The sequence below is a fragment of the Paenibacillus oralis genome (assembly GCF_003863965.1).
Lineage (GTDB): Bacteria > Bacillota > Bacilli > Paenibacillales > Paenibacillaceae > Fontibacillus > Fontibacillus oralis.
This window is the reverse complement of sequence record NZ_RRCN01000001.1, coordinates 3,954,592-3,967,936: the sequence shown is the minus strand read 5'-3', so window position 1 is coordinate 3,967,936 and position 13,345 is coordinate 3,954,592. Positions and strand designations below refer to the sequence as shown.

Genomic DNA, 13,345 nt, shown 5'->3' with positions numbered 1-13,345 from the left:
AAAATGCCGATTTAAGGTGTCTATTTTTAAGTTGGAGGGTTCTTTATACGATTGCCGTGCCATGGCCAAATGCCCCGTTGATCCGGCAAATCTTCGCGGCAAATGCGGCTCCCTGCTCCATGCTTGCTTTGATTTTGCGCAGCATCTCCTCATCTGAACCCGAGAACATGTTGCCGTCTTTCGAGCTTCTGATCATCCCGACAAGAAAGGCTGTTAAATAAGAATCGCCCGCTCCCATCGTGTCCACCGTTTCCGTCAATACGGCCGGTTGGTACATCCACTGATCTTTATACAACGCGAATGAGCCGTTTTCTCCCACCGTTCCGATCACCATTTTGGAGCCGAATTTTTGGGCTTTTCGCATTTCTCTTTCTCGCTCGCTTTCCGTTAAATGGCTGCAGGAAAGAAAGGAAATGTCCGCATACCGGCATACTTGCTCCAAATACTCGTCATTCCAACGCACCGAAAAGTCAAAGGAGATCGGTACATGGCTTGTTTTTAAGATGGCCAGATCCTGTTCGATATAGCTGTTTAAACTAGTATGAATCACGGAGAATTGTTTAATATAATCCAGGTCGTCTTCCGTAAAATCCCAAGCCTTTTCCTTGGCGATCCCGCCTTTGTTCGAACCGAGAAATACACGGTCGCCGTTTTCCAACGTAACCCGCGCATACCCGTTTTCCCCTTCAAAATTCCGGCAATGACTGTGTTCGATCTGCAATTCGTCCATCACCCGCTGGATATAATGGGCGACTTGGTCGTTGCCGAATTTACCCAAATAAGACGCTTCCATTTCACACATTGTGGCATAAGCGCAGAAGTTCAAGGCGTTTCCACCAGGGTACATCATACCCTGGTGGACATACTTGTCTACTACGTTGTCGCCGATGCCGATAACCTTATATTTTTCCATTAATATTCAACCTTCCACATATATCTGCGAGTTGTAAGCGGATGTTCTCTTTCCACCGCCAAAGCTTGATTGTAAACCGGATAAACGTTATTAAACAGGGAATGGTTGAAGTAATCGACCACGGAGCTGTCGATGGTGGACAAGCCCAAATCCTTGGCGTCCAATACTTCCACTCGCTTGGCATAACGGTTCAGGAAGTTCAGCGCTCTTTCATCCAGCGGCCGGGTGCTTCCTTCGGAAATCTGAATGACGAACGGAATCTCCGCATCCGTAATCTCAAACGGCCCGTGGAAAAATTCGCCCGAATGAATGCTGGAGGAGTTGATCCACTGCATTTCCATGAAGATACAGATGCTTTCCATGTAGGCGGCCCCGTAACCGGCTCCGCTGGCCATGGTGTAAATGACGTTATCGTCTTTGTGATTTTTAGCGAAAGCCAGAGCCCGTTTGGCCACGTGTTTGCAAGCGTTTTTAACAATGTGATCGATTTTGGCCACGCCATCGAGGAATTGATTGTAGTGCTCGTATCCCTCAGTCTGATTCAAGGCTTCTACCGCCGTCAACAGGGCTTTTATGGTTTTTTCTCCAGCGATATCCTTGCCTTCGCCAAAGGTATATTTCACCACATAGTCCGCGTGCTCCGTAATCGGCGAATCGGTGAGCCAGGTTAACGCAATGACCGGAACACCTGCCTTTTTGCCGATCTCCGCCGCTTTCACTGTCTCCGGCGTATTGCCTTTATGGGAGGCTACCACCAGCACCGAATTTTCGCCAAATGCTTTAGGCGTGTTGTGCACAAACTCATTGCTGTTATACAGCCCTACTTTAATATCCTTGGCCTCTTTCTCCAGAAAAGTTTTGGCTGGATAAAAAGCGCCATAAGAACCGCCGCAAGCTACATAATAAACCTGCTTAATACCTCCGACTTCTTGTTTCCCCGCCACAATTTCTCCAATAATTTGTTTTATATCCATTGTCTTCTCCTTGTATGATACATTTAGTTTGTTTTCATTCCTCACCGGTGTATTGTATTGGAATGTCTTGATGCGATAATAACACATAATAATACATTAGGCAAGGGCACTTTTCTGCTTTTTTTAGGTTCACAGCTTGTACATATTGTTATAATATAGAGGTAGAGAAATAAAACAATATAATACAAAGTTTTTTGGAGGTAAAACCATGGTCGATCATACAGAATCCGCGCCATTATATAAACAGCTGCAAGATAAAATTTTGGACTCCATCCATAACGGTACCCTGAAGCCAGGGGACAAACTCCCTACGGAATTGGAGCTCAGCGAAACCAACAATGTGAGCCGGGTTACGGTCCGCGCCGCTCTCGATTCGCTTACCTCTGACGGGTATTTGGTGCGAATCCCGGGGAAAGGCACCTTCATTACGAAAGAGAAGATCAAGAAAAACGTCACGGAGACGATTGGATTCACCGATACTTGCAAGCTGCAAAACAAGGTCCCTGGGGCAAAAGTGATCAAGTGCGTAATTGAAGAGGCTACCGCTGCGGATCAGGAGCATTTGGGTTTAAAACCCGGGGATAAAATCATTAACATCGAAAGAATCAGATATGCCGACGATGTCCCTGTATCTGTGGAATATACCCGGCTTCCTTCTTCCTTTTCTTTTTTGCTGCAGGAAGATTTAAATCATAAATCACTGTACGAAATTTTAAGAAATAAACATAAAATCACATTTGGCATATCCCGAAAATATATCGTGATGGAATACGCTTCCTTCGATGTGGCCACCTACTTAAATATCGAGGAAGGCCATCCTCTGCTGTGTATCCGAAGTACGGTCAGCAGTCCGGACGGCCAGAAGATCCATCGTTCCAAACAATTGATCTTGGGGGACAGGTTTGAGTTGATTGTTTGATGTTTCCACAAATCATCAGATGCATTATTTTTCCATGTATTTCTCCGAAACCATCAAGGGATATTATGTTTGATTGCGTACAAAATTGTAATGGATGGAGGAATAAAAAGTGGCACAGGTTGACACGAATACTCTGAAAAAAGCGGAAGCTGCCGCTTCGATTGCAAAAGATCTCATTGTTCAAGCGATTGAACAATCCGCCGCCAATCAAACGCTTTGCGAAGAAGCACTGAAACAGGCTTCCACCGAGATCGCGCAAGCTCAAACGATGGTCAGCCAGGTCCAATCATCGATTCAGACGGCGCAAGCGCAGCAGCAATCCAAGCAATAGCACAGTGTTTTGAGGAGACGTCCCATCAGAGGGCGTCTTTATTTATCTGTTTTTAATTATCGTATTTGCGGATGTGCAAACGCACGCCCCCCCTTTAGAAACGATTGCCTAAAGGGGGGACAACATCGTTAGCGATTTTTTGGTTTGGCTAATGCTTCATCCAGCAGGGCTTGCCCGGTCTTGGAGACGTTGTCCAGCGCCTCTTCCAAGGAAATTTGTTTCCGCACCGCTTTGCTCATCTCCGTGCTGATCAAGGCATTGAAATTTTCCGTGAACGTATCGGGAATTTCGGCTTTCCTACTATAATCGACCATCAATGGATCCAGTTTGTAAAAAGCCTGCAAACGGCTTTCATTATAGTGATCCGTCCGCGTTAATAAGTTACTGTTAAATACACGCGCTTTTATCACTGCATAATCGTCGCTGTTGACATACTCCACGAAATCCCAAGCAGCCTCCAGATTGGGAGTATCCGCGCGAATGGCGAAAATTTGCCCTACTTCCATATCCCTTGAAGATGACCTATCCAGCGGGTCGACCGGACCCGTTACGGTATCGAACTGAAAGGCTTTATAGTCCGGAAGCGTTTGGGTCAGTCCCGCCAAGACTTGCATGAAACCCGCATCATCCAGCTTCATTGCCACGCGTCCTTGCACAAATAAATCGTTATCCAGAAAATCCTGCAGCGAGCCGCCGTAAAACGGAGTTTCCGGCAAATATACGGCGCTGGATTGAGCGCCGTTTATCGCCATGTTCCATACGCTTTTCCAAGAGTCCGTATTTAAGGTCACTTGCATCGTTTTCGGATTGACTGTGGATAATCCCTGGGTGTTGGCGATCCTCGCCGCCAAGTCATCGGCCGTTTGCACGAACGGAACGCTTAACCCGTAAATGCGCTGCTGCTCATTCCCATCCACAGGAAAGCGCGCTGCCAGATCCAAGATTTCCTGCCAAGTCATGTTATCGTGCGGAGGCGAAATTCCATATTGCTTAAAAAGATCCGCGTTATAGTACAGAGCAGTATTATAAAACGTCGGGCTAAGCCCATAAAGTTGTCCGCCCCCCAATTCCTTCAAAAAGTCAATAATGGAGCTTTGCATGCCGGACAGCTCATCATGATCCGCTTGAATGTATGGTTCCAGGCTGGCAAGCAGCCCTTCCTGGACGTAACGCGCATATTCATCCGCCGATAAATAAAGTACATCCGGTTTTTCAAGCCGAATAAAGTCATCCAACGCTTCACGATAACTTTTCTCCGGCGGAAGAGTACTCTGGTCCAGGACCGCGACAACCAAATCAACATCCCCGTATTTGCTCAAAAATAAATCGCCGTAGTCTTCAAAAAAACTGCTGTCTCCAAAATACATCACTTTTAAAGATCGCTGCTGCGCCGCTTTTTCCGGCGTTACGTAACAGCCTGCAACGCCCAGGCATAAAACGATGGAGCACAGGAGCGACCATCCTTTTCGTCGAAACATTTCACCGCTTGCCTCCTTAACGGAATGAACTACAAGATTAAATCCGGGAAATTTCCACCGTCAACAGGTCGGCCGGCAACTCCAGGCGATCCGCCAGCGTATCGATTATTTCATCGCGAATGGCGGCGGGGTCGCTATCGTTTTTGTTTAGAGTCTCGAGCACCAATTTATCAATACCGGTCCGTTCATCCTCCAATTGATCGTAAGACGCATGGTCCAGTACCAAACTGGAAGCGTACACTTTAGCCGTGTACGGGCTCATTTCGCTCCCGCAACGACTGCTCAGCGGAATATTCTCCTGGCCGGTGAAAATAAAAGCGCCGTCCGCCAGTTCAAAATAAACCGTATCCGTATACGGGATGCCTCGTTGTTTGTAAATACCATAGATGTCGGCATCGCTTAACTCGTTGAGCTTACGGTCGAGTTTTACAAGATACGGGTTGCCCGCCTCCTTCACCTCCTGATCTTTCCCCGGTATTGAAGCTTCGACCGCTGCGGAAGAAGTCTCATCAATCCTATAAGAGGTGCCTTCCATGCTATCGACAGTGGTGAAAACCACCACAGAGGACGCCGTACCGGAGGAAATATCAATGTTGCGCTCCGGACTGGTTGCGGAAGCAGGACCTATCTCGGCGTTTACGACAGTAGCTATCACAACCCCGGACACCGTGACCGTAACCGCCAAAATCGCCGAAAGAACAGCCGATCGCCGGCTTTTCTTCGTTGCCTTCAAAATATGTATCAACCTGGTTTTCATCCATGCGGTATTATCACTAAAGCCGGTAAAAATCCCCGCCCGTTGGTTTGCCGCCCGCTCCAGTACATTTAAAATGGTTTCCCCATAGAAATGTCTTTCGCTTTCGGGCATCCCGCCGACAACCCGTTCGTCGCAGGAGATTTCCATGTAACGGTCGAGGTCTTTCCGCAAAGCATAAACTGCGGGATTAAACCAATGTATCGCATTTGCCAGCAGAGCCAGCGCTTTGATGAATAAATCATGCCGTTTGTAATGAATCAGCTCATGGCGGAAGATCAGCCGCAGTTCCCGTTCGTCCAGGTCAATTTCCGGTAAAATCAAGACCGCTCGTGGCATTCCGACCAACATCGGCGTGTGCACCCCGTCATTCGATTGAAGCAAAACGCTTCCTTTGATCCCCATCTCCCGCTTGACGGGCGCAAAGATCTCCAGCGCCCTTCCTTCCACAGGGAGATTGGTGCGGCAAAGTCTGGCGCGAAACCGCCAGTAAGCCGTGAGCCATCGGCAGCTTGCCGCCGCAAACCCAAGCAGCCAAACAGTCGTCAACCATAAACCTGCTTCTTGAAACCAGACCCTAAGATCCGAAAAATCGCCATAATCCGTCAACGCCGGCGCAGAACCGGGCGCCGTTGTCCAAATCCGGCTTTCCGTACCGGCATCCGCCGGGGATATCACGGGCGGTTGCAGAGGAACCCCGGCTGCGGCCGGTTCATTGGGTTCAATGAAGCGCATATACGCCGATCCGCCAAGCACTCCGATGGGCAGAAGCAAAAACAGGAGCACGACCTTTCTGATGCGGTAGTGCCACTTTCCATCGAATATTTTTTCGGTCAGCGGCTCCATTAGCCGTAGAGCACCAAACAGCACCGTTCCGGTAACCGAGAGGGCCGTTATCGTTAAAATCAACACGTGTCCCATCTTTGCTTCCTACCTTTCGGAAAACCATTTTTTCAATTCTTCGATCTCCTGCGGGCTAATATCGTCGGCATCGTATAAAGCCGCGATAAAACTTTTGACGGAACCTTTATGTACCGAATCAAGAAAAACCCGGGTTTCCAGATGCTTGTATTCTTCCTCGCTAAGCGCGGGGGTGTAGAAGTTGACCTTTTTTCGCTTTTCTGTCCGCAGCAATCCTTTTTCCGTCAACCGGCTCAAAAACGTCAAGACGGTGGTCGGCTTCCAGTCCTTCCGCTTGTTGAGTTCGGCAAAGATTGTTTGGGACGTTACCGGTCCGTCTGCCGCCCATATAACGCGCATCACTTCCGCTTCCGCATCCGACATCTTTTGTATGGAATTCATGAAATCTCTCCCTTTATTCTCAAGTTTAATTTTCTACAAGTTGTAGTTTTATTAAATTCTACATCCTGTAGAATTTAAAGTCAATGTAAAATCATTAAATAAGCCGCTCCCGAAAAGGAGCGACTTATATCGCGACCATGATACCTGTTTGTATGTCCGCTAATTGGCCTTCTTGACGGCGACGATGCGCAGCCGGCTGGTGTCGATCATCCACTGGCCTTCCCGCACAAGGCGCGGCTTAACCTTTTCCTCAATAGCCCGGTAGATCGCCATTTTGTCTGCAGGGGTGACGTCGGGGAAGAAATATCCGGCGAAACTGTCCAGCCAGATCCGTACGCCCGCATCCCCCTTCAGCAGAGTGGGGCTGTCGAAATGCTGCCCAAACGTCACGCGGAATCCGGTTTGTTCCAGCAGTCCGGCGTATTCACCAATGGTGGGATGGTACCACGGATTTCGTCCCGCCCACGCAGCCATGCGCCTCCAATGCCTCCTTCATGGCGCCGGTCAGCACGGCGACATTGCCGCTGCCGGCGAATTCGGCGGCGAACCGCCCGCCCTCCCGCAGGGCCAGCCAGACAGTGCGGGCTACGGCGGAAGCATCTTTGATCCAATGCAAAGCCGCATGGGAGAACACCGCGTCGAAGCGGACATCCGTCCGGTAGTCACAAGCGTTTTCCACTTGGAAATTCAATTCGGGATACTTCTGCCTGGCCCGCTTTACCATCTCTTCCGACAGGTCGATCCCTGTGGGGACCGCTCCGGCGGCGGCGATTTCGGCCGTTAGGTTCCCGGCCCCGCAGCCTACGTCCAGGATTCGCTCCCCAGGCTGGGCCTGCAGCAAGGATAAAATCCCCGCTCCCGGCTTGGCGGCAATATTATGTTTAGGATCGTATGATTCCGGCTGCCAGCGGTGGATAGAGGGTTCGTTACACATAGATTAAGTCTCCTTTTTGACAAAAGCCCATAACTCCTTGCACGCAGTCTATTTGCAAACTTATTATAGATATTATGTATCTATAATAAGTTTAATTCCGTCATTCTGTCAATTCCATGTTGAAATGATCTAACTCGGCTATGAAAAAAATCCAACCTCGGCACCAAACAACTGAGAGGTTGGATTTTAAAAAATGAGAGAGTTTAAATCATCATTTAGGGAGAAATGGCATTTTATTTCAAATACGCTTCGGCCAGTTTGATCAACTGGTTTTTGTTGATCGGATTTATGGTCTCGATATGGTAATGAACCGCTTCTTTGCTGCTTGGAACATCATAGATCCATTGAATGTTTTTGCCGCTGCCGAAATCCGTGTAGATCATTTCCACGCCTTTTACTTTTATTTTTTCACGTTTGCTGTCATCGTTTTCAGGTATCCAAATCGTTTGTTTCTCGGGGGTCTTGGAAATGGTAACGCGAATATCGTGTTTTCCTTTTTTATAGGTACTGTTGATTCTCCAATAATCATTGGATACCTTGATCGGCATCACGGCATAATCTTTGCCCGCTTCCTCCGCCTGCTTCAGCAGTTTCTCCGCCGTCGCCGCCTCTTCTTCCGGAGTCAGCGGCTTCTGATACAATACCGGAAGGAAAGAGACATCGGCATTCTGAAATTTATAATTTCCGGACAATTGATCCAAAATTTTAACCGGCTGCTTCGCCATTTTTTTGCGGAATTGGCTTAGATTCGTATAGTTGATCGATTTATATTCAATATCGATTTTTTTGTCCGGGTTGTTCTCGACAACGTAAAAAATCGCCGCCGTTCCTTCCTTCAACTGTTTGTCCGCTAGACTTTCGACCGTTAAAGAGCGGATCTGTTCTTCCATAGAAGGCGCTTTGTAGTCGGGGCTGCTTTTGTCCAGCGTTTTTGCTTCCACGATCACTTCGCCGGCCTTGTTCTTTAAGGTATAGTTGGTCTTAGGCGCAGCAGCAGCCGCCGACACCGTTAACAGCATTCCAGCCAATACCAGCAAACCTATTTTTCGTTTCAAGATGAATCGCTCCTTCGTTTTTGTTTTGCTTGCGGATTCTTCACCGCGCTTCCAACCTATCCGAACTGACTGCTCCCCCCTCCCTTTCACTACAAACAACGAACCAGACACAAGGCAATGTGACAGGAATAATGACTCAACTTTCGCAGCAAAAAATCGGCAGACAAGCCTTGATGTAGTTGGGTAAAGCAGCAATCCATGTCGGATTTGACGCTGAATCAGAGGCCGTATGCCGACTTCGTCGCACAGCAAATAAAACAAGCCGCTGAAGGAGCGTGCGTTGTACTTTACCGGGTTCGTGTCTTGGTGTTCCTGCCAGCAACCTTTGCACGATTATCCCTTTCGTTCAGAGAGCAGGGGGGGCTAGAGCAAGGATTCCAAAAAAGAGAGAAAAAAATAAAAAAGATGAGGAAAAAATGAGGCGGTTCAGGTGAGATTTTCGACTTGAGAAGGGAACACATGTTTGGTATAATGAAATAAATGGAACCTATGTTCGTGAATTCTTGATTCGGGGGCGAGCAAACATGGAAGTCAATACGGAAACGGAACTTCAACCATTCAGCAGCCGTTACCAAAGCGAGCAGGACTGCATGGAGGCGCTAATCGCCATGAAGTGGCCAAGCGGTTTCGTCTGCCCGCGCTGCGCTCACACTCGGTGCAGTCGTCTGACTTCCCGGCATATCCCCTTGTTCGAGTGCGGAAAGTGCAAGCATCAAACATCGCCTTTGGTCGGTACGATTTTTGAAGGAACGCATCTGCCCCTGCTCAAGTGGTTCAAGGCGCTGGAGTTGTTCCTGCTTGAGGGCGGCATTTCGGCGATGCGGCTGAGCCAGGTGATCCGGGTCACCTACAAAACCGCCTGGTTGATGCTGCACAAAATACGCCATGCCGTGGGAGAGTTTGGTGCCCGTGAGTTGCTCTGCGGAGATGTGAAGGTGAACAGCGATCAGTATGGGCGTAATCCGTCCCGGTGTCAGTTTTCGCATCCGTATGCCTCGGCGGTCGTAGCCGGCTGCACGGTAACGAAGTCGGGCGAGCCGGAGCAGGTCAAAATCCGCCTAGTACCGCATAAACGGGGAAGCGAAAAAAGGGCAAACCGTCACGATCTAACCGCGTTCATCAACGAGCATGTGGATGTCCGTACATCGGTGGTGCAGTTGTTCCCTCAAGCCTTTCGGCTGTATATGCCCTTGCGAAAAGTGGTGAGAGAGGCGTGGGAATCGCTGAAGAGTACGTATGGAGCCTTGGGACTGAAGCATCTGCAGGCGTACCTGAACGAGTACACCGGACGCCGCCGGCTGCTCCTGTCCGGAGAACTGCCCGGAGCGGAAGAAACGATGCGGCAGAAGTTGCTGCAGATGTGCGTGGAGGTGCCAGTGCTTCCTTACCGCAGGCTGATCGAACGCCAACCGAATCAGCCCCTTGCGGCTGCGGCCTGATCGAGAAGCTGGAAACGGTGGGAGGAGTTTGATGCAGATCAACTTAATGGGTCCTCGATCTCCAGTCATGTTCCCTTGTCCGGTCTGTTTCACCTCCCCTAAACCTGATTCCTTCTCCTAAGCCCGTCTAAATTATCTCGAACCTATTTGCTTCTCTACCGAATATTTTCTTCTCCCGAGTTTGTATGTTTCTCTGCTACCTGATCAACTCTCTACTACCTGATCAAACGGGATAATCGTGCAAAGTCTCCGGACAGCGAGTGTTGATCTGCCGCCCACCCCACTTCCCTATTCTCAAGCGCTAGAGAAAGCCGACGACCGAACCGCCCTGCGCAAATACAGCCCTCAAGCCGTTCTCTGTTCCTGTCCAGTTCCCCAAAACACCTATGAAAATTCACCTCATACATCGCCGGTCAATCTTTCCCGCGGATTTGCCTCGATCCCATCCAAACGTTTTACAAATGTTGACCTCCAGTTAACCGACAATTCTTCTACCTCGAGGATCTTTTTAATGCCTGCAAGATGATCTTTCTCATGATGCATGATCCGGTTTGCGTAAGAAACCGTGACTGCTTTGGGATGACGGGAAATCCTGATAAGGCCATCTGACTTGGATACCGCCCCTTCTTTCAACACACGAAAATAAAAGCCGGTATATCCGGTTTCCTGCACTTTGAGCGGCATGTCAGGCACGCCGTATTTTACGGACAATTTATAGCAAGGCTGCCGCGGCTGACTAACCTGGACCATGGCTTCTCCAAGCTTAAATATATCGCCAACGCAAACATCCGTTTCCAATAACCCCCGAATCGTTAAATTTTCTCCGAAAGCTCCATAGTCCAACGTTTTCTGCAGCTCTTTTTCCCAAAATGGATAGTGTTCATAGGGATAAACGCATACGGCCTTTTCCCTGCCGCCATGATGAACAAGGTCTCCCTGACCATCCCCCTCAAAGTTCAACCAAGATAAAAATAGCGATTCACTTGCAGGAAGTTTGTTGATGCCGGTGGAAATTTCCTTGTTATTAAACTGTATCTGTACGGGTCTGCCTACATTAAGCGAAAGTATTTCATAATGAACTCTCATGTTGTTTCTCCTCATATCTATTAGATATTTCTTATGGTTATGATTATAATAATAGCAATTTCCTATGAAAAAAGACTGGGAGGCTAAATTTAATGGAACTCAAGCAATTAGAGTATTTTATGGCCGTATGCCAGGAGCTGCATTTTACCCGCGCCGCCGAAAAGCTGGGTATTGCCCAACCCTCGTTAAGCCAGCAAATTCGTTTGCTCGAGCACGAAATCGGTACGCCCTTGTTTGATCGCGTCGGCAAACGAACCCTGATTACCGAAGCCGGCAAAACGCTGCTGCACCACAGTTACAATGTTTTTCACGAGTTATCCCAGGCACGCGCCGCGATTAGCGAGCTGCAAGGCCTGAATAGAGGAACATTAAAAATCGGCACCCTGCTGACGGTAGTCAATTACTTGCTTCCGCCAACCGTGATCGGTTTTCACCGCAAATATCCTAATATCGAGCTATCCGTTCTCGGTTTGCGAACCGGAGATATTTTCGAAAGGCTGCTGAAAAACGAACTTGATTTGGGCATCGTCTATTTGCCGATGGAGCATGAAGAACTGGAAGCAATCCCGTTATATAAGGAAAATCTTGCCCTTGCGGCGCCTGCCGAACACCCGGTCACCAAAGAACCGTTCGTTACGCTTGATATATTAAAAGAAGCCCCCAGTGTTCTATTGCCAAGCTCCTATTTTTTGCGACAAATGATCAATGAGCACTGCCGCGCACTTGATATAAAACCGCAGCAGGTCTTGGAAATGACTACGATGGAATCGATCATCAATATGGTCGTTCAAGGCGTCGGCGTCACCATTTTGCCGCAAGGCTATCTTGATTATATCGACAATCAGCATATTCGGACGATCCCGATTAAGAAACCGGTGCTTACTGCCGAAATTGGCCTTGTTTACCGAAAAAACAAATATTTATGCGCGGCAAGCCGAGTGTTTAAGGAGCAATTGCTGGCGACACTCCCCCTCGTTCATACATGATCTCTCTTAACACCAGTATTCCGCTTCAGTATAAATCGCGCGAAATGCATCGTTCAATTCTATTGTTTATATCATTACGATAGGTTTTTCCTATGAATATCCTTTAGCTCCTTTTCAGTACTGTACAGCCGATATTACCAATATAATTTAATAACATGATATTACGACGGCTTCTTCTATTTTCAGGAGAGGAAGATCAGCAAATGCCGATACGTCCGCCAATATTGCAGAGAGGCGATACCGTTGGAATCGTTACTTTAGGCAGCCCGCTCACCCCGAGCATTATTAATCAACGGATCGAAGTTTTGAGAGCAACAGGGCTAAATGTTTTATTGGGCCAATTCGTATATGCGCAAAACGGGTTTCTGGCCGGCTCAGACGCGCAGCGGGCCGCCGATTTGATGATGATGTTTCAAAACGGGCAGGTTAAAATGATACTGCCCACCAGAGGCGGTACTGGAGTAGCCGGAATTCTTCCGTACCTTGATTATAATGTGATCCGGAATAATCCCAAAATCGTTGCGGGCTACAGCGACATCACGGTTTTGTTAAACGCGCTGCATCAAATTGTGGATTTAATCACATTTCATAGTCTGCTGCTTATTGATTTTAAATCCGAAACGCCCACCTATAATTTCGATCAGTTTTTTTCCGCGACATCCCTGTATTCATTAACCCGGCCGATTCAAAATCCGCCGGCGATTCCGCTGATCAGCCGGGTACCGGGCAACGTTACGGGGCCGCTTGTGGGCGGGAATCTGACCTCTTTTGTCGATACGTTGGGCACGCCTTTCGAAATCGATACACGGGGGAAAATTCTCGTTCTTGAAGAAACGCATGAACCTACCAATACCGTCTACAGATATTTGAATCATTTGAAGCTGGCCGGAAAATTGAACGACTGCATCGGCATTATTATGGGGGAATGCACGGGCTGTCAGGCGGCATACGGCATATCCTATGAGGATTTAATCAGCGAATTCCTGATACCGCTCGGTAAGCCGCTGATCACGAACCTTGCCACAGGCCATGGTCTTTATAAAGCGGCTTTGCCGATTGGCGCCATGGTTAACCTCAATTCAGTCAATAATACAATAACTGTGGTTGAACCGACCATCAGCTTATAACGTTTGGTTTTCAAGCCAAAGAAAAAATCGCCAAACACCCGGAACCC

General features: G+C 48.3%; 12 protein-coding genes and 2 pseudogenes. 5 read left to right on the top strand and 9 right to left on the bottom strand.

Annotated elements, in window-relative coordinates; translation table 11 throughout:
• Positions 1-43: 43 nt before the first annotated feature.
• On the bottom strand, positions 44-913 hold the full coding sequence (locus EHV15_RS17775) for a fructoselysine 6-kinase (protein WP_128632373.1): 870 nt from the start codon (positions 911-913) through the stop codon (positions 44-46).
• On the bottom strand, positions 913-1,887 hold the full coding sequence (locus EHV15_RS17770) for an SIS domain-containing protein (protein WP_128632372.1): 975 nt from the start codon (positions 1,885-1,887) through the stop codon (positions 913-915). Before EHV15_RS17770 ends, EHV15_RS17775 begins: the two co-directional genes overlap by 1 nt.
• 208 nt (positions 1,888-2,095) lie before the next feature.
• Between EHV15_RS17770 and EHV15_RS17765 the strand changes: the two genes are divergently transcribed.
• The gene (locus tag EHV15_RS17765) at positions 2,096-2,806 is read left to right on the top strand and encodes a GntR family transcriptional regulator (RefSeq protein WP_128632371.1); all 711 of its coding nucleotides are present in this window, start codon (positions 2,096-2,098) and stop codon (positions 2,804-2,806) included.
• 109 nt (positions 2,807-2,915) lie between these two features.
• Positions 2,916-3,137 (top strand): hypothetical protein, encoded by a 222-nt coding sequence (locus EHV15_RS17760; RefSeq protein WP_128632370.1) that lies wholly within the window; start codon positions 2,916-2,918, stop codon positions 3,135-3,137.
• 128 nt (positions 3,138-3,265) lie between these two features.
• Here the strand turns inward: EHV15_RS17760 and EHV15_RS17755 are convergent, their stop codons facing one another.
• The 6 genes and pseudogenes from EHV15_RS17755 to EHV15_RS38360 all read right to left on the bottom strand — a co-directional run.
• On the bottom strand, positions 3,266-4,615 hold the full coding sequence (locus tag EHV15_RS17755) for an ABC transporter substrate-binding protein (RefSeq protein WP_128632369.1): 1,350 nt from the start codon (positions 4,613-4,615) through the stop codon (positions 3,266-3,268).
• A gap of 37 nt (positions 4,616-4,652) precedes the next feature.
• Positions 4,653-6,290, bottom strand: a complete 1,638-nt coding sequence (locus tag EHV15_RS17750) for a M56 family metallopeptidase (RefSeq protein WP_128632368.1) — start codon at positions 6,288-6,290, stop codon at positions 4,653-4,655.
• Positions 6,291-6,299: 9 nt separating this feature from the next.
• On the bottom strand, positions 6,300-6,671 hold the full coding sequence (locus tag EHV15_RS17745; RefSeq protein ID WP_128632367.1) for a BlaI/MecI/CopY family transcriptional regulator: 372 nt from the start codon (positions 6,669-6,671) through the stop codon (positions 6,300-6,302).
• A gap of 159 nt (positions 6,672-6,830) precedes the next feature.
• Positions 6,831-7,605: pseudogene (locus tag EHV15_RS17740) on the bottom strand (class I SAM-dependent methyltransferase).
• Positions 7,606-7,838: 233 nt separating this feature from the next.
• Positions 7,839-8,660: a hypothetical protein gene (locus EHV15_RS17735; protein WP_128632366.1), complete on the bottom strand. Its 822-nt coding sequence runs from the start codon at positions 8,658-8,660 to the stop codon at positions 7,839-7,841.
• Between the two features lie 136 nt (positions 8,661-8,796).
• Positions 8,797-8,978 (bottom strand): annotated as a pseudogene (locus EHV15_RS38360) (IS4 family transposase); the annotation flags it as partial.
• Positions 8,979-9,184: 206 nt separating this feature from the next.
• Here EHV15_RS38360 and EHV15_RS17725 point away from each other — a divergent pair.
• Complete coding sequence (locus tag EHV15_RS17725) at positions 9,185-10,099, top strand: transposase (protein WP_128632365.1); 915 nt, start codon at positions 9,185-9,187, stop codon at positions 10,097-10,099.
• 399 nt (positions 10,100-10,498) lie between these two features.
• Here EHV15_RS17725 and EHV15_RS17720 read toward each other — a convergent pair whose 3' ends face one another.
• Positions 10,499-11,185, bottom strand: coding sequence for an MOSC domain-containing protein (locus tag EHV15_RS17720; RefSeq protein WP_128632364.1), 687 nt, complete (start codon positions 11,183-11,185; stop codon positions 10,499-10,501).
• A gap of 92 nt (positions 11,186-11,277) precedes the next feature.
• On the opposite strand from EHV15_RS17720, the gene EHV15_RS17715 reads away from it, so the two are divergent.
• A complete protein-coding gene (locus EHV15_RS17715; RefSeq protein ID WP_128632363.1) occupies positions 11,278-12,171 on the top strand; it encodes a LysR family transcriptional regulator in 894 nt (297 codons plus the stop codon).
• A 203-nt stretch (positions 12,172-12,374) separates the two neighbouring features.
• Complete coding sequence (locus tag EHV15_RS17710; protein ID WP_128632362.1) at positions 12,375-13,298, top strand: S66 peptidase family protein; 924 nt, start codon at positions 12,375-12,377, stop codon at positions 13,296-13,298.
• Positions 13,299-13,345 lie beyond the last annotated feature (47 nt).

Excerpts from the sequence above, each read along its gene's own strand:
- EHV15_RS17770 (WP_128632372.1), bottom strand. The coding sequence starts at position 1,887 with ATGGATATAAAACAAATTATTGGAGAAATTGTGGCGGGGAAACAAGAA.
- EHV15_RS17765 (WP_128632371.1), top strand. The coding sequence starts at position 2,096 with ATGGTCGATCATACAGAATCCGCGCCATTATATAAACAGCTGCAAGAT.
- EHV15_RS17775 (WP_128632373.1), bottom strand. The coding sequence starts at position 913 with ATGGAAAAATATAAGGTTATCGGCATCGGCGACAACGTAGTAGACAAG.
- EHV15_RS17745 (WP_128632367.1), bottom strand. The coding sequence starts at position 6,671 with ATGAATTCCATACAAAAGATGTCGGATGCGGAAGCGGAAGTGATGCGC.
- EHV15_RS17755 (WP_128632369.1), bottom strand. The coding sequence starts at position 4,615 with ATGTTTCGACGAAAAGGATGGTCGCTCCTGTGCTCCATCGTTTTATGC.
- EHV15_RS17750 (WP_128632368.1), bottom strand. The coding sequence starts at position 6,290 with ATGGGACACGTGTTGATTTTAACGATAACGGCCCTCTCGGTTACCGGA.
- EHV15_RS17725 (WP_128632365.1), top strand. The coding sequence starts at position 9,185 with ATGGAAGTCAATACGGAAACGGAACTTCAACCATTCAGCAGCCGTTAC.
- EHV15_RS17720 (WP_128632364.1), bottom strand. The coding sequence starts at position 11,185 with ATGAGAGTTCATTATGAAATACTTTCGCTTAATGTAGGCAGACCCGTA.
- EHV15_RS17710 (WP_128632362.1), top strand. The coding sequence starts at position 12,375 with ATGCCGATACGTCCGCCAATATTGCAGAGAGGCGATACCGTTGGAATC.
- EHV15_RS17715 (WP_128632363.1), top strand. The coding sequence starts at position 11,278 with ATGGAACTCAAGCAATTAGAGTATTTTATGGCCGTATGCCAGGAGCTG.